The 26,443-nt window shown below is 68.8% G+C and carries 28 protein-coding genes; 11 read left to right on the top strand and 17 right to left on the bottom strand.

Annotation, left to right across the window (positions count from 1 at the left end):
* The first annotated feature begins 24 nt into the window (after window positions 1-24).
* The 3 genes from BT264_RS02425 (at window position 25) to scpB (ending at window position 3,438) form a co-directional block, all read left to right on the top strand.
* Complete coding sequence (locus BT264_RS02425) at window positions 25-1,347, top strand: MFS transporter (RefSeq protein WP_072436145.1); 1,323 nt, start codon at window positions 25-27, stop codon at window positions 1,345-1,347.
* Window positions 1,348-1,408: 61 nt separating this feature from the next.
* The gene (locus BT264_RS02420; protein WP_072436144.1) at window positions 1,409-2,632 is read left to right on the top strand and encodes a CaiB/BaiF CoA transferase family protein; all 1,224 of its coding nucleotides are present in this window, start codon (window positions 1,409-1,411) and stop codon (window positions 2,630-2,632) included.
* The gene (gene scpB / locus BT264_RS02415; RefSeq protein WP_072436143.1) at window positions 2,629-3,438 is read left to right on the top strand and encodes a methylmalonyl-CoA decarboxylase; all 810 of its coding nucleotides are present in this window, start codon (window positions 2,629-2,631) and stop codon (window positions 3,436-3,438) included. The genes BT264_RS02420 and scpB overlap by 4 nt, the downstream gene beginning before the upstream one ends.
* Before the next feature lie 50 nt (window positions 3,439-3,488).
* Here the strand turns inward: scpB and BT264_RS02410 are convergent, their stop codons facing one another.
* The 3 genes from BT264_RS02410 to BT264_RS02400 all read right to left on the bottom strand — a co-directional run bounded on the left by BT264_RS02410 (window position 3,489) and on the right by BT264_RS02400 (window position 5,543).
* The gene (locus tag BT264_RS02410) at window positions 3,489-4,031 is read right to left on the bottom strand and encodes a chromate transporter (protein ID WP_072436142.1); all 543 of its coding nucleotides are present in this window, start codon (window positions 4,029-4,031) and stop codon (window positions 3,489-3,491) included.
* Window positions 4,032-4,033: 2 nt separating this feature from the next.
* Window positions 4,034-4,645, bottom strand: a complete 612-nt coding sequence (locus tag BT264_RS02405) for a chromate transporter (protein WP_072436141.1) — start codon at window positions 4,643-4,645, stop codon at window positions 4,034-4,036.
* A 142-nt stretch (window positions 4,646-4,787) separates the two neighbouring features.
* Complete coding sequence (locus tag BT264_RS02400; protein WP_072436140.1) at window positions 4,788-5,543, bottom strand: DeoR/GlpR family DNA-binding transcription regulator; 756 nt, start codon at window positions 5,541-5,543, stop codon at window positions 4,788-4,790.
* An 81-nt stretch (window positions 5,544-5,624) separates the two neighbouring features.
* Between BT264_RS02400 and BT264_RS02395 the strand changes: the two genes are divergently transcribed.
* The 3 genes from BT264_RS02395 (at window position 5,625) to BT264_RS02385 (ending at window position 7,632) form a co-directional block, all read left to right on the top strand.
* Complete coding sequence (locus BT264_RS02395) at window positions 5,625-6,224, top strand: NUDIX domain-containing protein (RefSeq protein ID WP_048243154.1); 600 nt, start codon at window positions 5,625-5,627, stop codon at window positions 6,222-6,224.
* Entirely contained in the window at window positions 6,221-6,601 is a 381-nt protein-coding gene (locus BT264_RS02390) for a TIR domain-containing protein (protein WP_072436139.1), read from the top strand. The genes BT264_RS02395 and BT264_RS02390 overlap by 4 nt, the downstream gene beginning before the upstream one ends.
* A gap of 197 nt (window positions 6,602-6,798) precedes the next feature.
* Window positions 6,799-7,632, top strand: coding sequence for an SIR2 family NAD-dependent protein deacylase (locus tag BT264_RS02385; protein WP_072436138.1), 834 nt, complete (start codon window positions 6,799-6,801; stop codon window positions 7,630-7,632).
* A 37-nt stretch (window positions 7,633-7,669) separates the two neighbouring features.
* On the opposite strand, the gene BT264_RS02380 is transcribed toward BT264_RS02385, so the two are convergent.
* Window positions 7,670-8,857: a S53 family peptidase gene (locus BT264_RS02380; protein ID WP_371287027.1), complete on the bottom strand. Its 1,188-nt coding sequence runs from the start codon at window positions 8,855-8,857 to the stop codon at window positions 7,670-7,672.
* A gap of 441 nt (window positions 8,858-9,298) precedes the next feature.
* On the opposite strand from BT264_RS02380, the gene crcB reads away from it, so the two are divergent.
* Window positions 9,299-9,685, top strand: a complete 387-nt coding sequence (crcB, locus tag BT264_RS02375) for a fluoride efflux transporter CrcB (RefSeq protein ID WP_072436136.1) — start codon at window positions 9,299-9,301, stop codon at window positions 9,683-9,685.
* 23 nt (window positions 9,686-9,708) lie between these two features.
* The gene (locus BT264_RS02370) at window positions 9,709-10,059 is read left to right on the top strand and encodes a DUF190 domain-containing protein (protein WP_034183430.1); all 351 of its coding nucleotides are present in this window, start codon (window positions 9,709-9,711) and stop codon (window positions 10,057-10,059) included.
* A 13-nt stretch (window positions 10,060-10,072) separates the two neighbouring features.
* Here BT264_RS02370 and BT264_RS02365 read toward each other — a convergent pair whose 3' ends face one another.
* Entirely contained in the window at window positions 10,073-10,636 is a 564-nt protein-coding gene (locus BT264_RS02365) for a YggT family protein (protein ID WP_072436135.1), read from the bottom strand.
* Window positions 10,637-10,712: 76 nt separating this feature from the next.
* The gene (locus BT264_RS02360) at window positions 10,713-11,642 is read right to left on the bottom strand and encodes a Rossmann-like and DUF2520 domain-containing protein (RefSeq protein WP_072436134.1); all 930 of its coding nucleotides are present in this window, start codon (window positions 11,640-11,642) and stop codon (window positions 10,713-10,715) included.
* A gap of 515 nt (window positions 11,643-12,157) precedes the next feature.
* Between BT264_RS02360 and BT264_RS02350 the strand changes: the two genes are divergently transcribed.
* Complete coding sequence (locus tag BT264_RS02350; RefSeq protein WP_027783774.1) at window positions 12,158-12,463, top strand: hypothetical protein; 306 nt, start codon at window positions 12,158-12,160, stop codon at window positions 12,461-12,463.
* 117 nt (window positions 12,464-12,580) lie between these two features.
* Here the strand turns inward: BT264_RS02350 and BT264_RS02345 are convergent, their stop codons facing one another.
* Window positions 12,581-13,246, bottom strand: a complete 666-nt coding sequence (locus BT264_RS02345; protein WP_072436132.1) for a LysE family translocator — start codon at window positions 13,244-13,246, stop codon at window positions 12,581-12,583.
* A gap of 58 nt (window positions 13,247-13,304) precedes the next feature.
* The gene (locus tag BT264_RS02340) at window positions 13,305-14,861 is read right to left on the bottom strand and encodes a UbiD family decarboxylase (RefSeq protein WP_072436131.1); all 1,557 of its coding nucleotides are present in this window, start codon (window positions 14,859-14,861) and stop codon (window positions 13,305-13,307) included.
* A gap of 595 nt (window positions 14,862-15,456) precedes the next feature.
* Between BT264_RS02340 and BT264_RS02335 the strand changes: the two genes are divergently transcribed.
* On the top strand, window positions 15,457-16,569 hold the full coding sequence (locus BT264_RS02335; protein WP_072436130.1) for a lytic transglycosylase domain-containing protein: 1,113 nt from the start codon (window positions 15,457-15,459) through the stop codon (window positions 16,567-16,569).
* Between the two features lie 108 nt (window positions 16,570-16,677).
* Here the strand turns inward: BT264_RS02335 and BT264_RS02330 are convergent, their stop codons facing one another.
* From BT264_RS02330 to BT264_RS02290, 9 genes are all read right to left on the bottom strand, one after another.
* Complete coding sequence (locus tag BT264_RS02330; protein ID WP_072436129.1) at window positions 16,678-17,874, bottom strand: pyridoxal phosphate-dependent aminotransferase; 1,197 nt, start codon at window positions 17,872-17,874, stop codon at window positions 16,678-16,680.
* Window positions 17,875-17,947: 73 nt separating this feature from the next.
* Window positions 17,948-18,385: a transcription antitermination factor NusB gene (nusB, locus tag BT264_RS02325; RefSeq protein ID WP_072436128.1), complete on the bottom strand. Its 438-nt coding sequence runs from the start codon at window positions 18,383-18,385 to the stop codon at window positions 17,948-17,950.
* The gene (gene ribH, locus BT264_RS02320) at window positions 18,382-18,900 is read right to left on the bottom strand and encodes a 6,7-dimethyl-8-ribityllumazine synthase (protein ID WP_011351235.1); all 519 of its coding nucleotides are present in this window, start codon (window positions 18,898-18,900) and stop codon (window positions 18,382-18,384) included. The genes nusB and ribH overlap by 4 nt, the downstream gene beginning before the upstream one ends.
* Before the next feature lie 53 nt (window positions 18,901-18,953).
* Window positions 18,954-20,096, bottom strand: coding sequence for a bifunctional 3,4-dihydroxy-2-butanone-4-phosphate synthase/GTP cyclohydrolase II (gene ribBA, locus BT264_RS02315; protein WP_034182948.1), 1,143 nt, complete (start codon window positions 20,094-20,096; stop codon window positions 18,954-18,956).
* 140 nt (window positions 20,097-20,236) lie between these two features.
* The gene (locus tag BT264_RS02310) at window positions 20,237-20,755 is read right to left on the bottom strand and encodes a DUF1993 domain-containing protein (protein ID WP_072436127.1); all 519 of its coding nucleotides are present in this window, start codon (window positions 20,753-20,755) and stop codon (window positions 20,237-20,239) included.
* Window positions 20,756-21,200: 445 nt separating this feature from the next.
* Window positions 21,201-21,830 carry a riboflavin synthase gene (locus BT264_RS02305; RefSeq protein WP_072436126.1) on the bottom strand — a complete coding sequence of 210 codons (630 nt, stop codon included), beginning with the start codon at window positions 21,828-21,830 and terminating at the stop codon, window positions 21,201-21,203.
* A 14-nt stretch (window positions 21,831-21,844) separates the two neighbouring features.
* Entirely contained in the window at window positions 21,845-22,966 is a 1,122-nt protein-coding gene (ribD, locus tag BT264_RS02300) for a bifunctional diaminohydroxyphosphoribosylaminopyrimidine deaminase/5-amino-6-(5-phosphoribosylamino)uracil reductase RibD (protein WP_072436125.1), read from the bottom strand.
* A gap of 15 nt (window positions 22,967-22,981) precedes the next feature.
* Window positions 22,982-24,265: a glutamate-1-semialdehyde 2,1-aminomutase gene (gene hemL, locus BT264_RS02295; protein ID WP_072436124.1), complete on the bottom strand. Its 1,284-nt coding sequence runs from the start codon at window positions 24,263-24,265 to the stop codon at window positions 22,982-22,984.
* 173 nt (window positions 24,266-24,438) lie between these two features.
* On the bottom strand, window positions 24,439-24,891 hold the full coding sequence (locus tag BT264_RS02290; RefSeq protein WP_072436123.1) for a hypothetical protein: 453 nt from the start codon (window positions 24,889-24,891) through the stop codon (window positions 24,439-24,441).
* A 269-nt stretch (window positions 24,892-25,160) separates the two neighbouring features.
* Between BT264_RS02290 and BT264_RS02285 the strand changes: the two genes are divergently transcribed.
* Complete coding sequence (locus BT264_RS02285; RefSeq protein WP_072436122.1) at window positions 25,161-26,378, top strand: Bcr/CflA family multidrug efflux MFS transporter; 1,218 nt, start codon at window positions 25,161-25,163, stop codon at window positions 26,376-26,378.
* The last annotated feature ends 65 nt before the right edge of the window (window positions 26,379-26,443 follow it).

Below are 26,443 nucleotides of genomic sequence, written 5' to 3'. Positions count from 1 at the left end.
GGCCCCGCCGGCAAGGAGACGAAGATGTTCAAGGCGATCGACGCGCCGGCGGCCGGCGCGAAGCCGCGGCGCACGCCGCTCACGCGCGAGCAGGTCAAGGGCTTCTGGGCCGTGTACGCGGGCTGGGTGCTCGACGGCGTGGATTCGGTGATCTACGCGCTCGTGCTGATTCCCGCACTGACCGAACTGCTGCCGGCATCCGGCATCGCGGCGACGCCCGCGAATCTCGGGATGTACGGCTCGATCCTGTTCGCGCTGTTCCTGATCGGCTGGGGGCTGTCGTTCGTCTGGGGGCCGCTCGCCGACCGCTTCGGCCGCGTGCGCACGCTCGCCGCGAGCATCCTGATCTATTCGGTGTTCACCGGCGCGGCCGCGTTCGTGCACGACGTGTGGGCGCTGGCCGCGTGCCGGCTGATTGCCGGGATCGGCGTCGGCGGCGAATGGGCGCTCGCGGGCACCTACGTCGCCGAGAGCTGGCCGGAAGACCGCCGCAAGATGGGCGCCGGCTACCTGCAGACGGGCTACTACTTCGGCTTCTTCATCGCGGCCTGCCTGAACTACACGATCGGTGCGACCTACGGCTGGCGCGCGATGTTCCTGTGCGGGCTGGCTCCCGCGCTGCTCGCGGTGTTCACCGTGATGCGCGTGAAGGAGCCGGGGCAGTGGCGCCGGCACGACGCGCGCGACGGCGATGTGGCCGACGCGCGGCGGGCGCATCCGCTGCGCGAGATTTTCGCGCCGGCGTTGCTGCGCCGCACGCTGACGAGCGCGAGCCTCGTCGGCGTCGCGATCGTCGGGCTGTGGGCCGGCTCGGTCTACGAGGCGAGCGCGGTCAGTACGCTGGCGGCGCGCGCGGGCATCGATCACATCGGCGCAATGCGGCTTGCATCGGTCGGCGCGGCGATCCTGTCGTGCGCGACGATCGCCGGCTGCCTGGTCGCGCCGTGGCTGTCGGAACGGCTCGGCCGCCGCGCGGCGCTCGGCGTGTATTTCACGGGCATGGCCGGTGCGATCGTGTTCGCGTTCGGCTGGGCGTTCTACCAGCCGAACGGGCTCACGGCGTTCATGGTGTCGCTCGCGTTCCTCGGTTTCTTCGGCGGCAACTTCGCGATCTTCTCGCTGTGGCTGCCCGAGCAGTATCCGACGCGCGTGCGGGCGACCGCGTTCGCGTTCAACGCGTCGGTTGGCCGCTTCATCGGCGCGGGCGTGAACTTCCTGCTCGGCGCCGCGATTCACGGCTACGGTTCGCTCGGCGTACCGGTCGCGTGGACCGCGGCCGCCTTCGTGCTCGGCATCCTGATCCTGCCGTTCGCGGTCGAAACGCGCCACCAGACGCTGCCCGAATGAGCGGCGCGCCGCGATCGTACGGAAGCACGCAACATCCAGTCATCAATATCAGGAGTCCGGAATGCAGGCATTACAAGGAATCAGGGTCGTCGATCTGAGTCGCGCGCTGTCGGGGCCGTTCTGCTCGATGGTGCTCGCCGATCTCGGCGCCGACGTGATCAAGGTCGAGTCGGGGCCGAACGGCGACATGAGCCGCGCGTGGGGGCCGTTCGATCGCGGCGTGAGCACGTACTACCTGTCCTGCAACCGCAACAAGCGCGGCGTCTGCGTGGATTTCCGGCAGCCGGCCGGCCTCGACGTCGTGCGGCGGCTGATCGCGCAGGCCGACGTCGTGATCGAGAATTTCAAGGCCGGCACGATGGACGCGATGGGGCTCGGCTACGCCGCAATGAGCGCGCGCGATCCGCGGCTCGTGATGGGCAGCGTCACCGCGTTCGGCCCGCGCGGCCCGTTGCGCGACTGGCCGGGCTTCGACCAGATCGCGCAGGGCTATGCGGGGCTGATGAGCCTCACCGGCTTCCCGGACGGCGAGCCGACCCGCACCGGTACAGCGATCGGCGATCTCAGCTCGGGGATGTGGGTCGCGACCGGCGTGACGGCCGCGCTGTTCGAGCGCGAGCGCACGGGGCGCGGGCAGCATGTCGGCACGTCGCTGCTCGAAAGCCTCGTCGCGCTGCTGAGCGTGCACGGGCAACGCTACCTGAGCCTTGGCGACGTGCCGCGCCGTACCGGCAACGCGCATGCGGTGATCGCGCCGTACGGCGTGTTCGAGACGGCCGACGGGCCGCTCAACCTCGCGCCGATCACGACCGACATGTGGCTGCGGCTGTGCCGGTTGCTGGATCTGCCCGAGTTGCCGAACGATCCGCGCTTCGCGACCAACGATGCGCGCGTCGAGCACCGCGACGCGCTGAAGGCACTGCTCGAAAGCCGGCTGCGCACGCGCGGCAAGCGCGAATGGACGCAGCGTTTCGTCGAGGCCGGGCTGCCGGCCGGGCCGATCAATACGCTCGACGAAGTGTTCGACGATCCGCAGCTCGCATACTGCGGGCTGGTCGAACCGGTCGCGCATCCGACGCTCGGGACACTGCACCAGGTCGTCACGCCGCTCGGCGGGATGGGCGACGAAGTGCCCGCGCCGCGCACGCGCCATGCGCCGCCGCTGCTCGGCGAGCATACGGTCGACGTGCTGCGCGAAGCGGGCTACGGCGACGACGCGATCGACGCACTGTTGGCCGGGCGTGCGATCTTCCAGGCGGAAGCGATGGCGGAGGCCGTGCAATGACCGATGCGACGAAACACGAAAGCGCATCGCGCGTGACGGTCGACATGATCGGCGAGCGGATCGCGCGCGTGCGGTTCGCGAATCCGGCGCGGCGGCACGCGCTCGATGCACCGTTGCTCGATGCGCTCGTCGCGCGCCTCGATGCGCTTGCCGAGCTGGGTCCACCACCCGTCGTGATCCTGTCGAACAACGGCAGCGGCGACGTGTGGAGCGCGGGGCACGACCTGCGCGAACTGGCCGACGACCGCGATCCGCTCGCATACGGCAAGCCGCTCGAACGGGCGCTGCGGCGCGTGCGGACCTATCCGGGCGCGGTGATCGCGGCGGTGGCGGGATCGGCGTGGGGCGGGGCGGTCGATCTCGTGATGAGCTGCGACCTGGTCGTCGCGGCGCGCGACGCGCGCTTCGCGATGACGCCCGCGAACATCGGCCTGCCGTATTCGACGAGCGGCCTGCTGCGCTTCTACGACAACCTGCCGATCCACGTGCTGAAGGAGATGTTCTTCTGCGCGCAGCCGCTCGATGCGGAGTGCGCCGCGCATCACGGGCTCGTGAACCGGCTGGCCGACACGGGTGGCGTAGACGATGCGGCGCTCGACGTCGCGCGCACGATCGCCGCGAAGGCGCCGCTCGCGGTGCACGCCGTGAAGGAGCAGTTTCGCGTGCTGCAGGACGCACGGCCGTTGCCGGTCGATGCGTTCGAGCGGATCGCCGAGCTGCGCCGGCACGCGTGCGAAGGCGCGGATTTCGACGAAGGGCTGCGTGCGTTTGCGGAGCGGCGCGCGCCGGTGTTTCGCGGCGTCTAGGCGTTCAGGTGTTCGCGTGGCGCGGCGTTGAGGTGCGACGGCGGTATGCGCTACACGCCGCCGATCGCGTGCACGCCGACGAGCAGCAGCGCGCCCGCGGCGATCAGCAGCAGCGCGTGAATGCGCGAAACCATCACGCACAGCGTCGATGCGACCGCGATCGCGCGTGCTGGCCAGCCGCCGTCGAGCGCCTGCAGCAGCACCCACACCGACGCGACGATCATGCCGGCCGCGACCGGACGCAGGCCGGCTTCGAGCGCGATCTGCCAGCGCGCGCCCTGGTGTCGCCGCCACAGGTGTGCGACGCCGTAGATCAGGAACGCGGTCGGGCCGAACAGCGCGAGCGTCGCGATCACCGCGCCCCAGAAGCCGGCCACCTGCCAGCCGATCAGTGTGGCAAGCAGCGAGCCGGGGCCGGGCGCCATCCGCGCGATCGCGAAGTCGTTCACGAACTGCGTGGCGGTCATCCAGTGATGTACGTCGACGATCTGCCGCTGGAGGTCGGCGATGATCGTCTGTCCGCCGCCGATCGTCGCGATCGACAGCGGCGCGAACACGCCGAACAGCGCGGCGTAGCGTTGCGACGCGGTCATTGTCATGGCTTGTCGTTCCCGGTCGGCGCGGCGGCCGCGCGGCGGTATTCGAGCGCGACGCTCAGCGTGCCGCCGACCAGCACGGTCCATACGAGCGGCCAGTGCAGCACCGCGACCGACACGAAGGTGAGCGTCATTACCGCGAACGGCAAAGCGCGGCGCGGCAGCCGGCGCACGGCCGTGATCGCCATCGAGATCGACAGCCCGATCGCCGCGGCCGCCGCGCCGGCGAGCGCGACATGCGTGAGCGGGAAGCGCGTGAGGGTCGAGAACGCGACGCCGAACAGCACGATCAGCACGGCCGGCGGCGCGATGATGCCGGTGAAGCCGGCCACCGCGCCGCGCCATCCGGCGAGCCGGTAGCCGATCCAGATCGCGAGGTTCTTCACGTTGACGCCCGGCAGCGCCTGCGACAGCGCGAGGCCGTTGAGGAACGCCTCTTCGTCGAGCCAGCGCCGCTCGTGCACGAAGTCGCGCATCATCCGCCCGCTCAGCCCGCCGCCGAAGCTGGTCAGGCCGATCTGCGCGAACGCGACGAACAGCGCGAGGATGCCGGGCGGCGGTGCATCGCCTGCGGGCGGTGCAGGCGGAATCTTGGCGGAGGGCGAGGGCATCGTGCGTGCGGCGCGTGGCGATCGGGCGGGCGCCCATGTTAGCAAGCGGCACCTGTCAGCACGCTGACATCGGTGCGGCGTTGGCGTGATGAAAGCCCGCAGTCGAGATCCTGCGCAACCGCACGGATTCGAACCGCTGCCGCTATGCTCGCACGACCGTCACGCCCGCGGCCTCGATCGGCTTCGTCAGCGCTACTTCGGTTTCCTTCTCGACCACGACGGTTTGCGCGAGCGTGATGTCGCCGATCACGAACTGCGACGCCGCGCGCAGTTTCGACTGCGACGCGAGCACGACCGTCTCGGCCGCGCGTTCGGCCAGCGCGCGCTTGATCGCCGCTTCCTCGAAATCGCCGGTGCTGAGCCCCGCGACCGGATGCACGCCCGTGACGCCCATGAAGTACAGGTCCGCATGGATGCGCGCGATGTCTTCCATCGCCGCGGCGCCGACCGCGACGATCGAATGCTTGTAGAGCCGCCCGCCGATCAGGATCACGTCGATCGACGGATGCGCGGCCAGCGCGACGGCGACGCTCGGGCTGTGCGTGACGATCGTCGCGCGCAGGTCGGCCGGCAACTGGCTGACGAGCAGCGCCGACGTCGTGCCGCCGTCGACGATCGCCACTTGCCCGGGCGCGATCATCTGCGCGGCCCGGCGTGCGATGCGCCGCTTTTCCGCCGTTTCGAGCACCTCGCGCTGCGCGAACGGCGCGACGGCCGGCGACGCCGGCAGCGCGCCGCCATGCACGCGCTGCAGCAGGCCTTCGGCCGCCAGCTCGCGCAGGTCGCGGCGGATCGTGTCTTCGGACACGCCGAATTGCGCGCTCAATTCGACGGCCAGCACCTGGCCGTCGCGCGCGAGCGTATCGAGGATCGCTTTCTTGCGTTGCGTCGTCAGCATCGTGTTTGCACGAAATTTCTTGAAGTTGCACGAATATGCACGTTACCATGGGCGCCGTCTTTTGTCGAATGGGAGGCTGCGATGGCAGCAACGCGGGATCGCGTGCGCATCGTCGATACGACGGTGCTGTCCGATGACTGGTATGTGCTGAAGAAGGTGACGTTCGATTTCCTGCGCCGCGACGGAACGTGGCAGCGCCTGAGCCGCGAGACCTACGACCGGGGCAACGGCGCGACCATCCTGCTGCGCAATGCCGGCACGGGCGACGTGCTGCTGACGCGGCAGTTCCGGATGCCGGCGTTCGTCAGCGGGCACGACGGGATGCTGCTCGAAGCCGCTGCCGGCCTGCTCGACGATGCGACGCCCGAAGCACGCATCCGCGCGGAGGCCGAGGAGGAGACCGGCTATCGCGTGCGCGGCGTGCGCAAGGTGTTCGAGGCGTTCATGAGCCCTGGGTCCGTGACGGAGAAGCTGCATTTCTTCGTCGGCGAATACGATGCGTCGCTGCGCACCGGCGACGGCGGCGGCGTCGCGGAAGAGGGCGAGGATCTCGAGGTCGTCGAGATGCCGCTGCAGGCGGCGCTGGACGCGGTCGAGCGCGGCGAGATCGTCGACGCGAAGACGATCATGCTGTTGCAGTACGTCGCGCTGCGGGAAACCGCCGGCGCGCGCACGGCATGACGCCGCTGCTCGTGCTGGTCGCCGGCCCCTATCGCAGCGGCACGGACGGCGACCCGGCGCGCATCGCCGCGAACCTGCACCGGCTGGAAGCGGCGGCGCTCGCCGTGTATCGCCGCGGGCATGTGCCGATGATCGGTGAATGGGTGTCGCTGCCGCTCGCGGTCGCGGCCGGGTCGCGGCAGGTCGGCGACGAGATCAGCGAGGCGTTCCTGTATCCGGCCGCGCACCGGCTGCTGCGGCGCTGCGATGCCGTATGGCGGATCAACGGCGCGTCGCGTGGCGCCGATGCGGACGTCAGCCTCGCGCGGCAGCTCGGCAAGCCGGTCTATTTCGCGGTCGACGAGATTCCGGTCGCGCAAGACGATTCGGATGGCTGAGCAGGCGGGGAGGCGGGCGGATCGCGACGTTGCCCGGGCTTCGCTGCGTCCGCTGCAGCGGGAAAAGCCGGGCGCCGCGCGGACTCACGACGTTGCGATCGCGTCGTGCCTTTGCATCGCGCATGCGGCACGGCACCCGAACCGGCGTATGATCGCGACGCCGCCCGCGCACCGTTTGACGTCACCGCCGCCCCATCATGCCGTTCCCCGATTCCGACGACTCCACCGCTGCCGCCGTTGACGCGCTCGCGCGCGCCGACGCGTTGCTCGTGACGGCCGGCGCGGGCATCGGCGTCGATTCCGGTTTGCCCGATTTTCGCGGCACGGACGGCTTCTGGCGTGCGTATCCGGCGCTGCGCCACGAGCGTTTCGAATTCCACGAGATCGCATCGCCGCACGCGTTCCGTGCGCGTGCGCAACTCGCGTGGGGGTTCTACGGGCACCGTCTCGCGCTTTACCGCGCGACGGTGCCGCATGCGGGTTTCGCGATCCTGCGTCGCTGGATCGACGCGATGCCGAATGGCGGCTTCGTGCTGACGAGCAACGTCGACGGCCAGTTCCAGAAAGCCGGCTTCGATCCGACTCGGATCGTCGAGATCCACGGCTCGATTCACGCGATGCAGTGCCTGCGGCCGTGCTCGGACGACACGTGGGACGCGGCGCCGTTCGTGCCGGATGTCGACGAAGCTACCTGCCGGCTGGTCGGCGAAGCGCCGCGCTGTCCGCGCTGCGGGGGCCTCGCGCGGCCGAACATCCTGATGTTCGGCGACACCGGCTGGCTCGGCGCGCGCTACGACGCGCAGGAACGTGCGCTGGAAGACTGGATCGCGCGGGCCGGGCGCGTCGCCGTGGTCGAGATCGGCGCGGGTACCGCGATTCCGACCGTGCGCTTGCTGAGCGAGCGGCTCGGCGCCGACGTGATCCGCATCAACGCGCGCGAAGCGCATGCGCGCCGTGCGGACGTGATCGGGTTGAAGGGCGGTGCGCTGGCGACGCTGACCGCGCTCGACCGCGCATGGCGCGGCGGCTGAACGCCGCGCCGCGGACCGACCGGCGGCGGCCGCGCGGCTAGGGCTGGGCGACGAGCGCCTGCACGAGCGCAGGTGCCTGAGGCGAACCGAGACCCGTCACGTAGTCGTAGCCGCCGGCTGCGTTGCAGACGCTGCCGCAATTGCCGTTGGACCCGGTCGTCACGTCGTGAAAATCGCTGCCGTACGCGGTTTTCCCGACCGTATAGAGCGAGTCGTAGGTGCCGCTCAACCGGCTCTTGCCGGCCGCCGCGCGCAGCGAATTCGCGATCGCGACGAGCGCCGACCATTGCGGCGCGCCCGCGCTCGTGCCGCCGACCTGGAACCAGCCCGCCTGCCCCTGGTAGGTGACCGAGTCGTACACCGCGAAACCGCTGGACGGATTCGCGTCGTAGCTGACGTCGGGCACGCCGCGCTTGCCGGCGACCGGAACCGGCCACGCGGTCTGGCCGGCCGGCTCGGCCTCGACGGTGCTCACGCCGCCGCCGCTGCCGCTCCACGCCGCGTCGCCGACGTAGTTGCCGTACGCATCGATGGACAACGTCGTGCCGCCCACCGCCACCACGTACGGCGACGCGGCCGGGTATTCGGTCCCGGTGCCGCTGTCGCCGGACGACGCGACGAACGTGACGCCCGCGACGTTGAAGTGGCTGTCGAAGCCGGTCTCGCTGCCGAACTCGCTGCCGCCGAAACTCATCGACACGACCGACGCGCCGCGCTTGACCGCGACGTCGACCGCGGCCAGCAGGTCGCTGAAGCTGGCCGACGCGGCCTCGACGAGCATGATCTTGGCCTTCGGCGCGATCGCATGCACCCATTCGACGTCGAGCGACATCTCGAGCGCCCAGCCCGAATCGGTCCTGGGCCGCGTACCGCGTGCGTACACCTTGGTGAAACAACCGTTCGACGACGTGCAGGCCGGCAGCGAGAACGCGTTGCTGAACACGCCGAGATCGGCCTCGATCTTCGGGTCGTCGTACGCGTCGACGATCGCGACGACCATCCCGTCGCCCTGGTTGGCGATCGTGTCGAACCCGTACGCGTGTCGGGCGAGCGCGGGCGTGAGGCCGGATATCGAAGCCGTGCTCGCGCGCGGCTTCGTGTGGAACGGCGGGCGCGCGTACCCTTTCGGCGCGCGGTTGCCTTCGACGTAGGACGGCGGTCCGTTGCCGTCGGCGAGCGCGACGCTCGATGCGAGCAGCGACGCACACAGTGCCGGAATCAACATGAATGACGGGCGGATATTGTTCATTTTTCGAGTCTCCATGTCGATGGAGTGGGTTGGCGGAACAAGTCTACAAAATCGGCGAAGTCAATTGCATGAAATATCGGCCGGATACGGGAATGTCTGATAAGGGAAACTACGCGGAAGCCCCGTGAAATATGGGATTTTCAACGTTGGCGCACAGCGTGCGAAGCGGCTTTGCCGATTTTGAAAATGCGGCTAGATAATCAATCTGTTTTTTTAATTTATTTGTAATGTCCTGCGTAATGCATCGGAAAATATCGAGTGCGGCGGATTCGCCGGAATAATGAAATGCATCGCGCCCGTGCGACACGATCCGGCGTATGACGGCCCGCTCCGCCGGCGTTGCCGCCGCGGCGCGATTCCGCATACAGTTCAGCGTAGGCCGCATCCGCCACGCGGCGTCGTCAGCGAGGAGTGCCCTTGTTCTATTCGATCGTCGCGATCTTCGTCGGCGCCGGGCTCGGCGCGTTGCTGCGCTGGTTCCTGAGCCTCGCGCTCAACGCATTCTTTCCCGAGGTGCCGCTCGGCACGCTCGCCGCGAACCTGATCGGCGGCTATGTGATCGGCATCGCCGCCGTCGTGTTCACGACCCGCGTCGGGCTGCCGCCCGAGTGGCGGCTGTTCGTGATCACGGGCTTCCTCGGCGGCCTCACGACGTTCTCGACCTATTCGGTCGAAGTGATGACGCATGCGTTGCAGGGCGAATTCGGATGGGCGTTTGCGGTGGCTGCCCTACACTTGACTGGATCGTTCGCGCTGACGGCGCTCGGCATGTGGACCGCGCGCGCGTGGCTCGCGGCGGCCTGAGCGTGCCGCCATCGGAGGGAGCGATGGACAGGGTGTTCTTGCGTTTCTATGTGCACGAGCAGCACCGGCTGCACTGGAAGCCGCTGTGGGAATGGCTGCTGGAGGAGGCGAACCGGATGGGCGTCGCGGGCGGTTCCGCGTTTCGCGCGATGGCCGGCTTCGGCCAGCATCGTGTGCTGCATGAGGACCGCTTCTTCGAACTGCAGGGTTCGCTCGCGATCGAGGTCGAATTCATCGTCACCGAGGACGAGGCGCAGCGTTTGCTCGAACGGTTGTCGCGCGAGAAAGTGCGCGTGTGCTACGCGATGATTCCTGCGCGCTTCGGCGTGATCGACACGCTAGGCGCGCCGCCGGCGCAGGGGCCGGCGGCGTAGGGGGCAGCGTCGGTCAGATGCCGAAGATCGTCAGCGACACGGCGGCGCGCGTGACGATCATCAGCAGCACCTGCACGATCACGAACAGCAGGATCGGCGACAGGTCGATGCCGCCGAGGTTCGGGATGATGCGGCGCAGCGGGTTCAGGAACGGCGCGGTGAGCTGGTAGAGGATCGGCATCGCCGGCGAGCGCGGGTTGAGCCACGACAGCAGCGCCATCAGGATCGTCATCCAGATCACGAGGTTGAGTGCCCACTTCACGACGGTGAGCAGCGCGACCACGACCAGCGTCGGGATCACCGCGGCCGGGTCGAAGCCGGCCATCACGACCATCAGCACGACGTAGACGAGCGCGGTCAGCAGCGCGGCGACGACGCTGGCCCAGTCGATGCCGCGTACGCCCGCGATCACGCGGCGCAGCGGCAGCACGAGCCAGTTGGTCGCCTGCAGCACGGCCTGCGTGACGGGGTTGTACGGCGGCACGCGGACGGCCTGCATCCAGACGCGCAGGATCAGCGCGGCGCCGAACAGCGTGAAGACGGTATTGAGCAGAAAACGGGCGATCTCGCCGAACATCGTTGGCATCCTTTTTATACAGTCGAGTAGCGTGCGGCCGCCAACGCCGGATGGCGGCGCATCGGCCGACACCTTATCACGCCTCGTCTTGCGACGGGGAGGGGGGCGCGGCCGTGCGCGCGAGCGACGTTTCGACGGCTTCGGCGAGCGCCGGCAGCGACGCCGGCGGCGCGGCACGCTTCGCGGCGAGCGCGACCGCACGGCGCGTCATCAGCGCGTACAGCGTCGCGTGATCGCCGCCACGCGCTTCGAGCAGCGCGAGCTGGCGTTCGACGATGCCGGTATCGCCGCGCGACACCGGGCCGGCGAGCGCGTTCGCGAGCCCCTTGTCGCGCGCGGTTTCGATCGTGCCGGCGAGCATCGGCAGCAGTGCGCGCAGCGCGGCTTCCTCGTCGAAACCGAGGCCGCGCCACAGCTCGACCGCTTCCGACAGCCCGCACAGCGCGAAGCTCGCCGCGTAATGCGCGGCCGCGTGATAGAGCATCCGGCCGCCGGCCGGAATCGACAGCGGATGGCAGCCGAGTGCGGCGGCAAGTCGCATCAGCGTCGCGTGCAGCGCGCCGTCGGCTTCGATCGTGACCGAGCAGCCGTCGATGCGTGCGAGGTCGGCGTCGGTGCCGCCGAACAGGTAGAGCGGATGGAAGCCGCCGGTGGCCGCGCCTTGCCGTTTCGCCGGATCGAGCAGCGCGACCGCCGACGCGCCGCTGCAGTGGACGACTGCCTGACCGGCGGCGCGCGATGCATCGAAGCGGAGCGCCGCGGCGGTCGACGCGAGATGGTCGTCGGGAACCGTCAGGAAGATCAGGTCGGCGGCGTCGGCGACCTGCTGCGGCGTGTCGACGGCCCGGCAGCCGGCGATGCGCGCGGCGAGCTCCGCGGCCGGTTCGGGCGTGCGGCTCGCGATCGCGACAACGGGAAAGCCGGCCTGCGCGAAGCGCTGCGCAACGCAGCGCGCGAGGCGGCCGGTGCCGATGAAGCCGAGACGGGGTGTGTCGGGAAGAGGCATGGCGGCGGACGTAAGCGAAAACGAAGCAGCCGCCAGTATCGCAGGAATAAAGGTGTGGTCGTGGAAGGTCGATTGCTGCGCGGACGCATGTATTCATTTCCGGCGTGCGGCACGATTCGCACGCGTATTTGCGTCCGGCGCTACGGTTGAATTCCGATCGATGAATCCGACCCCGAAACATGTTGCGCGCGCGTTCCTCTTGAATTGTCGGCGTCCTGTTTCAAATTTGTAATCGTTCATTACGTGCGCGTGCCCGCCGCGCGTGCCGTATCCGGTAAGACTGACCGGCCGTCGCGTCGCGCCCCGACTCGTCGGACGGAATCGCGCGACCCGCAAGGGTCGCCGCAGGCCGCGGAAGCCACGCCGCACGGCGGCTCCGGCCGCCTGCAATTGCAATTTGCAACAAATGCGAAACACGCGAGAGGCGGGTTTTCGCTACATTGCTTCCATGCGACGTGCATGCCCGCCGTTGCCGACAGGAGCGCATAAAATACCGCTCCAGCAGGAGAATCGAAGTGAAAAAGCTCATTCCGTTCATCGCCGCCGCCGCGCTGGGTCTGGGTGCCGCAAGCGCCGCGCAGGCTCACGTGTCGATCGGGGTCGGCATCGGTATCCCGGTTGCGCCCGCGTATCCCGTTTATGCACCGCCGCCGCCCGTGTACTACGCGCCGCCGCCCCCGCCCGTGTACTACGCACCGGCACCGGCCTACTATGCGCCGCCGCCCGCCGTGGTCGTCGGCGGCTACGGTGGTTACTACGGTCGTCCGTACTGGCGTCATGGCTACGGCGGCTGGGGCCATCACGGCTATTGGCGTCGCTGATTCGTCCCGCGCGGCCTGACCGCGCGTGGCAAAACGGCGCAACGTCCCGCGAGGGGCGCTGCGCCGTTTTTTATTAGTGCCGCCGCTCGACGCGCGGCTCGTGCAGGTCGGCTTCGCTTACGCCGCGTGCGCGATCAGGTCGCGGTAGCCGCCGACGATCACGCTGTACGAGAAATACGCGAACAGCAGCGCCGACGCGACGTGGCACGCGCGCATCAGCCCGGCGCCCGCGCGCTTGCGGCCCTGGCTCGCGAGCGTGCACATGAAGAGCGTCCACGCGAGGCCGCCGAGGAAGAAACCCGACAGGAACACCGACGCGGTGGCCGGCGTGGTCGCGCCGGCTTTTGCGATCAGTGCGCCGCCGACCGCCGCGAACCACAGGATCGCGCTCGGCGACGACATCGCGAGCAGCATCCCGCGCAGGAAACTGCGCCGCGCGCTTGCGCGCGGCGGCGGTGCCTCGTCCGCGTCGTCGGCCGCCCTGGCCGGCGCCAACGCTTCGCGCGTCATCTTCCACGTGAGGAACAGCAGCACGGCGCCGCCGCCGATCCACACGATCCAGCGCACGGCCTCGAACTGCAGCAGCACGGCCATCCCCGCGAGCGCGAGCGCCGCGTAGAGGAGATCGCCGACGCACGAGCCGACGCCGAGCCAGAAGCCCGGCCGGAAGCCGTGCGACAGCGTCAGCGACAGCATCGCGACGTTCACGAGGCCGATGTCGAGACACAGCGACAGCGACAGGAAGAAACCGTCGGACAGCATCGAGGCGGGAGGAAAGCTCATCTTCGTCGTTCTGGTGATGGGTGCGATGCACGGGCCGGCGGGCGCCGGCCGTACGGCCTCAGAGTCCGATCTCCTGCCAGAGCCGGTCGACGCGCGCCTTCACGGCCGCATCCATCTCGATCGGACGGCCCCATTCCCGGTTCGTCTCGCCGGGCCACTTGTTGGTCGCGTCGAGCCCCATCTTCGAGCCGAGACCGGCAACCGGCGACGCGAAGTCGAGATAGTCGATCGGCGTGCTGTCGACCATCACCGTGTCGCGCACGGGGTCGACGCGCGTCGTGATCGCCCAGATCACTTCCTTCCAGTCGCGGATGTTCACGTCCTCGTCGACGACCACGATGAACTTCGTATACATGAACTGCCGCAGGAAGCTCCACACGCCGAACATCACGCGCTTCGCGTGGCCCGCGTAGCTCTTCTTCATCTGGACGATGGCCATCCGGTAGCTGCAGCCTTCGGGCGGCAGGTAGAAGTCGGTGATCTCCGTGAACTGCTTCTGCAGCAGCGGCACGAATACCTCGTTGAGCGCGACGCCGAGCACCGCGGGCTCGTCGGGCGGTTTGCCCGTGTAGGTCGAGTGGTAGATCGCGTCGCGGCGCATCGTGATGCGCTCGACGGTGAACACAGGGAACCACTCCTGCTCGTTGTAATAGCCGGTGTGGTCGCCGTACGGCCCTTCGAGTGCGTGTTCGTACGCGGCGGACGCGTTGCCGGCCGGCCGCGGCGGCGCGCCGGCCGGAGCGGGAGCAGGGGTGCCGTCCTGCGGATGGATGAAGCCTTCGAGCACGATCTCCGCGCGTGCGGGCACCTGTAGCGTGTCGACGCCGGGCGTCAGGCACTTCGCGAGCTCGGTGCGGCTGCCGCGCAGCAGGCCGGCGAACTGATATTCGGACAGCGAATCGGGCACGGGCGTCACCGCGCCGAGCGTCGTGGCCGGATCGGCGCCGAGCACGACCGCGACCGGATACGGCTTGCCGGGGTTCTGCAGCGCGAATTCGCGGAAGTCGAGCGCGCCGCCGCGATGCGCGAGCCAGCGCATGATCAGCTTGTTGCGGCCGATCAGCTGCTGGCGGTAGATGCCGAGGTTCTGGCGCGACTTGTTCGGACCGCGCGTGAGCGTCAGGCCCCACGTGACGAGCGGCCCCGCGTCGCCGGGCCAGCAGGTCTGGATCGGCAGCTTGTGCAGGTCGACGTCGGCGCCTTCCCAGACGATCTCCTGGCACGGCGGCGACGACACCGATTTCGGCGCCATGTCCCAGATGGCCTTCGCGAGCGACAGCAGCTTGCCGGCGTCCTTCAGGCTCTTCGGCGGATCGGGCTCCTTCAGCGCGGACAGCAGGCGCCCGAGATCGCGCAGCGAATCGAGCGCGGCGTCGTCGCCCGCATCGACGCCCATCCCCAGCGCGACGCGGCGCGGCGTGCCGAACAGGTTGCCGAGCACGGGAAACGCATGGCCGGGCGGCGCGTTGAACAGCAGCGCAGGGCCGCCGGCACGCAGCACGCGGTCGCACAGCTCGGTCATTTCGAGCACGGGCGACACGGGTTGCGTGACGCGCCGCAGTTCGCCGAGCGCCTCGAGGCGCTGGATGAAATCGCGTAAGTCTTTGTATTTCATGAAGAAGGTCCGGGCCGCCCGCATGGCGGGCGACGGTGGGCGGGCGCAGCGGCCGGCTGCGGCCCCGAATCGACCGACGATTTTACCCGGGCCGCCGCATGGACGCCCGACCGCGAAAAAAGTCGATCGCGCGCAAACGCCCTACGGCACGGGGCTCCCGATCTGAAGGGCGGCTTTAAATTACTTTTTGTTATGATTTTGAGATTTTATAGTGTTGACGATCTATAAAACCCTGCTAGAATCCGCTCACATTGGTTGCAGGGTAAAAGGCTTCGAGCCGCCAATCACCGATCTTTGACGCAGCGCGTCACCGTCCGCCGAACCCTGCACGGCGTATTCGACGGCCTTAGTCGTAGTCCCAGCCAGCGCTACCAGACGCTGGTTTTTTGCGTGGGTGCCACCGCGTATGCCCGTCTCGCCCAGTGTGCGAAGGCGTCGGCCTTCTTACACCGTGGCCTCGAACGGTACTTATACCGTTTCCCCGATGCTTGCACGTCCCAACCAAGGCGTGCGGCGTCGTGATTCCGCGGCGCGTTTCTGTCTCGCCATCGAGCTGAGCGAGCCGCACGAGTCATGTTCATGGGAGATGATCTGAATGAACGCTTGGTTATCGTGGCGTCCCACTGAGCAGCATGCGCAAATCGTGCGCGACATGCTGCGTCGCGGGACGCGTGTCAGTCACCATCTATTCAGCGTTGTCGGCTGTCTCGCTGTCGCGGTTGCACTTGCACTGTGGCTGCTGCCAACCGTGCGCGGCACGCTTGCCGCGAAGCTGATGCCGGTCGTATCCGCGGCCGTGCAGGCCGGGCCTGCCCGTTTGCTGTCCGGCCATCCGCTGCCGAATTTCGCGCCTGCCGGCGCGCAGCCGCAGCAGGAAGAGAGTCCCGAAACGGACGCGCTTGCGGTCGGCCTCGATGTCGCACCGGAAGCCGCCGCGCAGGGCGATGCGTCCGATCCGGCCCGCAACGGCCCGTCGCCCGTCGCGCTCGCGAAACTGATCCCGACCCAGCGGGTGCCGGCCGACGCGCGCGACGATCGTGCGCTCGCGTCGAACCGCGAACAGGCGCTCGTCGCGACCTATCTGTCGCGCCGTTACCGCATCGCACAGGAGCCGCTCGGCCAGCTCGTCAAGGCCGCGTTCCAGACCGGCCGTGACGTCGGCCTCGATCCGCTGCTGCTGCTGTCCGTGATGGCGATCGAGTCGGGCTTCAACCCTTACGCCGAAAGCGGCGTCGGCGCGAAGGGCCTGATGCAGGTCATGTCGAAGGTCCATTCCGACAAGTTCGAGTATTTCGGCGGCACCGATACCGCACTGCAGCCGCTCGCGAACCTCCAGGTCGGCGCGCTCGTGCTGAAGGACTGCATCGCCCGCGGCGGCTCGCTCGCGAACGGGCTGCGGCTGTACAACGGCTCGACGAACCCCGACGACAACGCATACGGCGCGAAGGTGATGGCCGAGCGCGGCCGGCTGCGCGACGTGTCGCACGGCCGCAGCGTGCCGGTCAATGCACCGCAGGCGCCGGCGAAGCCGATCGTCACGGCCGCTGCCGTAACGGCATCGGCAGGCGGCGCGAAGCGCGTGCGTGCGACGCTCGAAACCGCGACGTCGGCGAAGACGACGGCGTCGAAGGAAACGTCGCCGCAGGACGACGCGAGCGTCGATACCGCGAAGCAGGCGCACGGCGACCATTCGGAGCTCGGCGCGTAACCTGACGCGTACCGCGCGGTTCCGGCCGGCAGGAAATGAAAAAGGCACCCGATGCGGGTGCCTTTTCCTTTTGTGGCGTGTGGAACGGCCGGTGTGCCGGCCGCGACGTCAGTGCTGCCCGAACAGCGTTGCAAGCCGATCGACCGCCTCTTCGAGCCGCGAGTAGGCCGTTGCATAGGACAGACGGATATAGTCGCGTGGCGCATGGACACCGAAGTCCATGCCGGGCACCAGCACGACGCCCGCGTCGTGCAGCATCGCCTGCGTCAGCGCGGCGCTGTCGCCGGCCGCCGGGTGGGCAACGCCGCCGCAATGCGCATACACGTAGAACGCGCCGTCGGGCATCACCGGAACCGTGAAGCCGAGCCGTTCGAGCGCCGGCGCGATGAAATCGCGGCGGCGCTTGAATTCGAGCCGGCGCGCTTCGTAGATGTCGAGCGTGGCCGGCTCGAAGCACGCGAGCGCCGCGTGCTGCGCGAGCGCGGACGGGCAGATGAACAGGTTTTGCGAGAGCTTCTCGAACGTACCGACCAGCGTGGGCGGCACGACGAGCCAGCCGAGCCGCCAGCCGGTCATGCTGAAATACTTCGAGAAGCTGTTCACGGTGACGACGTCGTCGCCGAACGAAAGCGCCGACACGGGCGCAGCGTCGTAGCTGAGCCCCTGATAGATCTCGTCGACGATCGTGAAGCCGCCGCGTGCGCGCACGGCTTCGACGATCCGCTTCAGTTCGTCCGGCTCGAGAGACGTGCCGGTCGGGTTCGACGGCGACGCGAGCAGCACGCCGCGCGTGCGGTCGCCCCAGCGCGTGCGGACGTCGTCCTCGGTGAGCTGGAAGCGCGCGTCCGGGCCGCTCGGCACGAGCACCGCGCGGCCTTCGGCCGCCGCGACGAAGTGCCGGTTGCACGGATACGACGGGTCGGGCATCAGCACCTCGTCGTCGCGGCCGACGAGTGCGAGGCACGCGAGCAGCAGCGCGGCCGACGCGCCGGCCGTCACGACGATCCGTTCGGGGCTGATCGTGAGGCCATACGCGCGCGCGTAGTGCGCGGCGATCGCCTCGCGCAGCGGCGCAATGCCGAGCGCGCTCGTGTACTGCGTGACGCCGCGGCGCAGCGCGGCCGCGGCCGCTTCGACGACAGGCTCCGGCGCGGTGAAATCCGGTTCGCCGATGCCCATGTGGATAACGTCGCGCCCGGACGACTCGAGCCGCTGTGCCTCCTTCATCAGTTCCATCACGTAGAAGGGCTGGATCGCGTCGACGCGTGCGGCGAGCGTGACGAGCGAATCGGCGGTGGTATTCATGGGTCGATCGGGCGGGGCGGAGGAGGGAGAACGAAAAACGGGCGCTTGCGCGCCCGTTGACAAACAAACGGTATCAGCCGTTGCGGCGCGCCTGCGTTTCGGCGGGGCGCAGCTTCGCGGCGAGCTTGTCGAGTACGCCGTTCACGTACTTGTAGCCGTCGGAGCCGCCGAACGTCTTCGCGAGTTCGACGGCTTCGTTGATGATCACGCGATACGGCGTTTCGACGTGGTGCGTGAGCTCGAACGTCGCGATCAGCAACACGGCGCGTTCGACCGGCGACAACTGCTCGATCGGACGGTCCAGCGACGGCGTCAGCGCTTCGACGAGTGTCGCGTGCTCGCGGATCACGCCGTGCAGGATGGCTTCGAGCAGCTCCTTGTCAGCCTTGTCGTAACCGAGCGCGCCGCGCAGTTGCGCGTCGATCTCGCCGGAGGGCGCGTTCGACAGCAGCCACTGATACAGGCCCTGCGTCGCCAGCTCGCGCGATTGTCGGCGGGCGCTCTTCTTCATGCGCGCTCCTCTTCGTCGTCTTCGTCCTCTTCTTCATCCTCGTCGTCGTCGCCGAGTTGGTCGAGCGCCATCGTCAGGTTGGCCATCTCGACGGCGACGCGTGCGGCGTCACGACCCTTTTCGGTCATGCGCGCGACGGCCTGCTCGTCGTTTTCGGTCGTCAGGACCGCGTTCGCGATCGGCAGGTTGAAGTCGAGGCCGATGCGGGTGATGCCCGCGCCGCTCTCGTTCGACACGAGTTCGAAGTGGTAGGTCTCGCCGCGGATCACCGCGCCGAGCGCGATCAGCGCGTCGAACTGGCCGCTTTCCGCGAGCTTCTGCAGCGCGAGCGGGATTTCCAGCGCGCCGGGCACCGACACGAGCAGCACGTCTTCACCGGTGACGCCGAGGCGCTCCAGTTCTTCGACGCACGCGTCGGCGAGACCGTTGCACACGGGTTCGTTGAAGCGCGATTGCACGATGCCGATACGCAGGCCGTCGCCTTCGAGATTCGGTTGGTATTGTCCGATTTCCATGATCTTGTCCGTGGTGTGGATGAACGGTTATAGGGCGAAAGCGCCGTGGCGGGTTACGCGTTGGACGCCGGGCAGGACTTGGCTTCGCCGCCGGGCATCGGAATGAAGCCCGTGACTTCGAGGCCGTAGCCGGACATGCTGCCCAGCTTGCGCGGATTCGACAGCACCTGCATCTTGCCGACGCCGACATCGCGCAGGATCTGCGCGCCGATGCCGAACGTCTTGAAATCGACCGGCCGGCGCTTCAGCGCAGCGGCCTTTTCTTCCTCGTCGAACGCCTTGAAGACGTCGATCAGGTGTTCCTTCGTGTCGCCGCAGTTGAGCAGCACGATCACGCCGAGGTCGCGCTCCGCGATCTCGCGCATCGCGGCGTCGAGCGTCCACGAGTGGGTCGACACGCCGGTTTCGAGCAGGTCGAGCACCGACAGCGGCTCGTGCACGCGCACCGGCGTATCGACGTCGGGCGACGGCGCGCCGCGCACCAGCGCGATGTGCGGCGAACCGCTCGGCTGGTCGCGGTACAGCACCGCGCGGAACGTGCCGTGCGCGGTCTGCATCGTGCGCTCGGCGATCCGCTCGATGATCGATTCGGTGCGGCTGCGATAGTGGATCAGGTCGGCGATCGTGCCGATCTTCAGGCCGTGTTCCTTCGCGAATTCGATCAGGTCGGGCAGGCGCGCCATCGTGCCGTCGTCCTTGATGATCTCGCAGATCACCGCGGCCGGCGTGAGGCCCGCAAGCGCGGTGAAGTCGCAGCCGGCCTCGGTGTGACCCGCGCGCACGAGTACGCCGCCCGGCTGCGCCATGATCGGGAACACGTGGCCCGGCTGCACGATGTGCTCGGGACGCACGTCGTGCGCGACCGCCGTGGCGATCGTGTGCGCACGGTCGGCGGCCGAGATGCCGGTCGTCACGCCTTCGGCCGCTTCGATGCTGACCGTGAACGCGGTGCCGTATTGCGTGCCGTTGCGGTAGGTCATCAGCGGCAGGTGCAGCTGCTTGCAGCGTTCCTGCGTCAACGTCAGACAAACCAGGCCGCGGCCGTACCTGGCCATGAAGTTGATCGCTTCCGGTGTGACGAATTCGGCGGCGATCACGAGGTCGCCCTCGTTTTCGCGGTCTTCTTCGTCGACCAGGATCACCATCCGGCCGGCTTTCAGCTCGGCGATGATGTCGAGCGTGGAGGCGAGCGTCATAAGGGGGCGAGAAAGAGGAAAGTGCGTATTTTACGCCAGCCGGACGGCGTTTCGGCTGGCGCGGGTTGCGCTCGGCCGGCAAGCGCTCCGGAAGGCGGTGCGGCCGGCCTGCGCGGCAGGCCCGGCCGGGCCGCCGCGCGTCATGCGTGCAAGTCGCGCCCGCCGAGGTAGTCGAGCTTGCCGAGCTCGACGCCGCTGTGGCGCAGGATGTCGTACGCGGTCGTCACGTGGAAGAAGAAGTTGGGCAGCACGAAGTTCAGCAGGTACGACTGCCCGGTGAACTCGATCGGGCCGACGCGCATCTTCAGCACGATCTGGCGCGCCTCGCTGCCGTCGATCTGCGCGGCGTCGAAGCTTTTCAGGTAGTCGATCGTCTTCTGGATGCGCGCGTCCAGTTCGTCGAAAGTCTGTTCGACGTCCGGGTAGCTCGGGATCTCGGCACCGGCGAGCCGCGCGGCGCAGCCCTTGGCCGTGTCGGTCGCGATGTAGACCTGGCGGACGAGCGGCAGCATGTCCGGGTAGAGGCGCGCGCCGACGAACACCGACGGGTCGATCTGCTTCTCGGCCGCGTGCGCCTGCGCCTTGCCGAGGATGTGCTGCAGGTTGGTCAGGCCGCGGATCAGGACGGGCAGCGAAGCCTGGTACATCGAGATGGACATGGGAACGACTCCTGTGGGAAGAGGGGCGGCCGGTGCGCGGCGCGTCGTGCGTTGCGGCGTTGAAACCGCTGTCGACGCATCTTAGCGCGACGGCGTGACCCGTGCGCGTCGTTGGCCGTTCGGCCGAGGATCGGGCCCGCGAGTCGACGAGCGGATGCGACGGGAATCGTATCGATGGACCGCGGATATCGGAATCGACCGGCCGACCGGACAGGCTGCGGTTTGAAATGGGGCCGGGGCGTCGCCCCGTCATCGACGAGGCAGTGAAGCGCTGAAAGGCGGATCGCCCGACGAGGCGGCAATGTGCTCATGGAGCGGCTCGCCGGTACACGTAGCGGTTCGCGCACGGCGGCCGGTGTGGGCAGAAAACGGCGGCGATGCGGACCCGGGCGGCCGGGGGCCGAACCGCCGGCCGCGATTCTCAAGAAAGCACGAAAAAGGACGATCAGTCCTGATGCACGCCTTGCGACGTCGACAGCATTCGCTCCACGTACCGCGCAATCATGTCGACTTCGAGATTGACCTTGTCGCCGGCCTTCAGCTGACGCAGCGTCGTGACCTCGACCGTGTGCGGAATCAGGTTGATCGAGAATTCGCAGCCGTCCGCGCGATCGTCGACCGTGTTGACGGTCAGGCTCACGCCGTTGACCGTGATCGACCCCTTGTACGCGAGATAGCGGCCCAGCTCGCGCGGCGCGACGATCCGCAGCTCGTGCGACTCGCCGACCGGCGCGAAGCGCGACACGGTGCCGAGGCCGTCGACGTGGCCCGACACGATGTGCCCGCCGAGGCGGTCGTGCGCGCGCAGTGCCTTCTCGAGGTTCACTTCGCCGGGCTGGGCGAGGCCGACCGTGCGGTTCAGGCTTTCGCGCGACACGTCGACGTCGAACGCGGCGTCGGTCTTTTCGATCACCGTCATGCACGCGCCCTGGATCGCGATGCTGTCGCCCAGCGCGACATCGGCGAGATCGAGCCCGCCGGCCAGCACGGTCAGGCGCACACCTGCATCGGCCGACGTGCCGAGCGGATCGATCGATTCGATGCGGCCGACGGCCGCGACAATTCCGGTAAACATCGTGACGGTCCCGTTCAGTGCGTGGCGTCGGGTGGCGCGACACGCGCCAGGATCCGCAGATCGTCGCCGATCCGCTCGATGCCGTGGAACGACAGCCGCGTGCGTGCGTCGAGGCTCGCCGGCGCGGCGAGGTCGAACATGCCGGCCGCGTCGGCGCCCAGCAGGCTCGGCGCGAGATAGACGAGCAATTCGTCGACGCATTGCTCGCGCAGCAGCGAGCCGTTCAGCTTGTGGCCGGCCTCGATGTGCAGTTCGTTGACGCCGCGCGCGCCGAGCGCCGCGAGCATCGCGGGCAGGTCGACCTTGCCGTGCGCATTCGCGAGCGACACGATTTCCGCGCCGCGCGCCTTCAGCACGTTCGCGCGCATTTCGCCGCTCGCGTCGAGCCGGCCGCAGAAGATCAGCAGCGGCGCGCCCTCGAGCAGTCGCGCGTCGAGCGGCAGGTCGAGGCGGCTGTCGACCAGGATGCGCTGCGGCTGGCGCGGCGTGTCGATGCCGCGCACGGTCAGCAGCGGGTTGTCCTCGCGCACGGTGCCGATGCCGGTGAGGATCGCGCAGGCGCGCGCACGCCACGCGTGCCCGTCGAGGCGCGCGGCCTCGCCGGTGATCCATTGGCTTTCGCCGGACGGCAGCGCGGTGCGCCCGTCGAGCGACGCGGCGGTCTTCATCCGCACCCACGGACGGCCGCGCGTCATCCGCGACACGAAGCCGATGTTCAGTTCGCCGGCTTCGTGCGCGAGCAGCCCGCAGCGCACGTCGATGCCCGCGTCGCGCAGCATGCCGAGGCCGCGCCCCGACACCTGCGGATTCGGGTCTTCCATCGCGGCGACGACCTTCGCGACGCGCGCTTCGCTCAGCGCGTTCGCGCAGGGCGGCGTGCGGCCGAAATGGCTGCACGGCTCGAGCGTCACGTAGACGGTCGAGCCCGCGACGTCGTGGCCGCGCGAGCGCGCGTCCTTCAGCGCCTGCACTTCCGCGTGGTCCTGGCCGGCCGGCTGCGTGAAGCCTTCGCCGATCACGTCGCCGTCCTTGACGATCACGCAGCCGACGCGCGGATTCGGCGCCGTCGTATACATGCCGCGCGCGGCGAGCGCGAGCGCGCGCTCCATGTGGGCGAAATCGGTATCCGAGAACATGCGCGCGGCCCCCGGTCAGGCGGCGAGTGCCGCGAACGCGCGGCGTGCGGCCGCGAGCGTCGCGTCGATCACCGCGTCGTCGTGCGTGCTCGACACGAAGCCGGCTTCGTATGCGGACGGCGCGAAGTACACGCCCTCGTCGAGCATCAGGTGGAAGAAGCGGTTGAAGCGCTCGGTATCGCTCTTCGTGACTTCCGCGAAGCTGGTCGGCACGCGCTCGGCGAAGTAGAGGCCGAACATCGCGCCGATCGAGTCGGCCGCGAACGGCACGCCGGCCGCGCGCGCTTCGGCCGCGAGGCCGTCGGCGAGACGCTTCGTCTGCGCGGTGAGCGCATCGTAGAAGCCGGGCGCCTGGATCAGTTGCAGCGTCTTCAGGCCCGCGGCGACCGCGATCGGGTTGCCCGACAGCGTGCCGGCCTGGTAGACGCCGCCGAGCGGCGCGAGGTGGGCCATGATGTCGCGGCGGCCGCCGAACGCGGCGGCCGGCATCCCGCCGCCGATCACCTTGCCGAGGCAGGTGAGGTCGGCCGTGATCCCGTAGTACGCCTGCGCGCCGCCGAGCGCGACGCGGAAACCGCACATCACCTCGTCGAAGATCAGCACGGCGCCGTGCTTCGTGCACAGCGCGCGCAGCGCGTTCAGGAATTCGGGCGTGCCGCGCACGAGGTTCATGTTGCCCGCGACGGGCTCGACGATCACCGCGGCGATCTCGTCGCCGAACGCGCCGAACGCTTCCTCGAGCGCGGCGACGTTGTTGTATTCGAGGACGGTCGTGTGCTTCGCGATGTCGGCGGGCACCCCGGCCGACGTCGGGTTGCCGAACGTCAGCAGGCCGGAGCCGGCCTTCACGAGCAGGCTGTCCGCGTGGCCGTGGTAGCAGCCCTCGAACTTGACGATGCGGCTGCGGCCCGTGAAGCCGCGCGCGAGACGCAGTGCGCTCATCGTGGCCTCGGTGCCGCTCGACACCATCCGCACCTGCTCGATCGACGGCACGAGCTTGCAGATTTCCTCGGCGATCTCGATCTCGGCCTCGGTCGGCGCGCCGAACGAGAAGCCGTCGGCGAGCACGTTCTGCACGGCCGACAGCACGTCCGGATGGACGTGGCCGACGATCATCGGGCCCCACGAGCCGATGTAGTCGATGTACTGCTTGCCGTCGGCATCCCAGAAATACGGACCTTGCGCGCGCGCGACGAAACGCGGCGTGCCGCCGACCGAACGGAATGCGCGCACCGGCGAGTTGACGCCGCCGGGAATGGTCTTCTGGGCGCGTTCGAAGAGGATCTGATTATTGGACATGGGCGAAACCTGCGAGAGAAGGGCGCGGGGGCCTGTGCACGGGCCGCGGCGCCTGGGCGGAACGATCGTCTGATTGTACCGGAGACGCGCGCGGCGGGCCCGCGCGACGGTCTGCGGCCTTTCGGCACGTGGGCTGGAAAGGAGGGCCCGATTTGTCCCGGCGATCGGCCCGGTTATCGCGGGGGCTTGCGCTTGCCGGTCAGCTCCGCCCAACGCTTCTCGAGCGGGCCTTCGACCATCGGCTTGATCGACGTGCCGGAGCTCTGCGCATCCCAGGTCTGCACCGAGTACGGGTGGACGCGCAGCGCGTCGCGCGCGATCACGACGTCCCGGTGCGCGTCGACCAGCCAGTCGTACACGAAGTCGATGCACAGCCGGTAACCGCGCTTCGTCGACGGATCGGGCACTTCGTACGGCGCGCGCGTCACGTAGCCGGAGCCGAACACGCCCTTGGGCTCCTTCGCGACGCGGTGCAGGAACACGCGGTCGCCCGGCAGGATGCCGCGTGCGAAGCCGCAGCCCCACACGTCATGCACGGCCTCGCCGGCCTTCACGCGCGCGGCGACGTCGGGCAGCTCGGGCCATGGCCATTTCTTGGGGCTCCAGATCAGCAGGAAAGCGGTCATCGTTCGGTCGTGCGTCGAATTGGTCAGACAAGAGAAGCGGGCAGCAGCAAGCTTAATCGAATCCGCGCGCGATCCCGCGATCCCGCGATCCAGCGATCCAGCGCGACGGGCGCCGCGCGGGTGCTTTCCGGCCTGCCGCCGTATGCGGCCCGCAGCACGCAAAAAAGTTGCGCGTACAATCATGGGCCTGAACGCGCCGTCCGCGGCGCGGCCTCCCGTCTTCACCGCCACGCGCGCCCCGATGCGCGCGGGCTCCATTCCGGATACCCATGTCTCACGTCGTCCGGCGCCGGCCCGATGCCCGGCTGATCCTGTTGCTCGGCGCGCTCGCCGCCTGCGGGCCGATCGCCACCGACATGTACCTGCCGAGCCTGCCGTCGATCGCCGACGGCTTCTCCGTCAGCCCCGGCGCCGCGCAGCGCACGCTGACGAGCTTCATGGCCGGCTTCTCGGTCGGCATGCTGCTGTACGGCCCGCTGTCCGACACGTGGGGCCGCCGCCCCGTGCTGCTCGGTGGCATCGCGCTGTTCACGCTCGCGAGCGTCGGCTGCTTCGTGTCGGGCTCGATCGACATGCTGATCGTCGTGCGCTTCCTGCAGGCGCTCGGCGCCGGCGCCGCGTCGGTGCTGGCCCGCGCGATCGCGCGCGACGCGCACGAGCCGAGCGACGCGGCGAAGGTGCTGTCGATGGTCGCGATCGTCACCGCGGTCGGGCCGCTGCTCGCGCCGCTGATCGGCGGCCAGATCCTGCGCTTCTCGGGCTGGCGCGGCGTGTTCGTCGTGCTGGCCGTGTTCGGCGCGGTGTGCGCGGCGACCGCGTACCTGCGCGTGCCCGAAACCTGGCCGAAGGAGCGGCGCAAGAGCACGGCCGTGCTCGCGTCGTTCGCGTCGTACGGGCGCATCCTGTCCGACCCCGTCGCATGGGGGCACATGCTGTGCGGCGGCATGGCATTCGCGTCGATGTTCTCGTACATCACCGCGACGCCGTTCGTATACATCGAGTATTTCCACGTGTCGCCGCAGCACTACGGGCTGCTGTTCGGCCTGAACGTCGTCGGGATCATGATCGGCAACTTCGCGAACACGCGGCTCGTCGGCCGCGTCGGCTCGCTGCGCATCATCGCGGCCGCGTCGCTCGTGAGCTGCATCGCGTCGCTCGCGGTCGCGCTCGTCGCGCTGACCGGGTGGGGCGGGCTGTGGTCGATCGTCGTGTGCCTGTTCTTCGTCGTCGGCGTGGTCGGGATCCTGTCCGCGAACTGCACGACCGACCTCATGCATCGCTATCCGCACAACGCGGGCGCGTCGGCGGCCGTGTTCGGCGCGATGCAGCTCGCGCTCGGCGCGCTCGCGAGCGTCGCGATCGGCGCACTCGCGGACGGCACGCCGTTCGCGATGGGCGTGACGATCGGCGTCACGGGCGTGCTGTGTTTCGCCGGACGCATCCTCGTGCTGCGCTGGCACGGGCGGCCGGTGAAAGCGGGCGCCTGAACAGGCGCAGCCGGGCGGCACAACGAAAAACGCCACCGCGCGCGATGCGCCGGTGGCGTTTTTTT

It is taken from the genome of Burkholderia sp. NFPP32, assembly GCF_900119325.1.
Classification (GTDB): Bacteria; Pseudomonadota; Gammaproteobacteria; order Burkholderiales; family Burkholderiaceae; genus Burkholderia; species Burkholderia pyrrocinia_C.
This window is presented reverse-complemented; position numbering and strand designations above follow the sequence as displayed.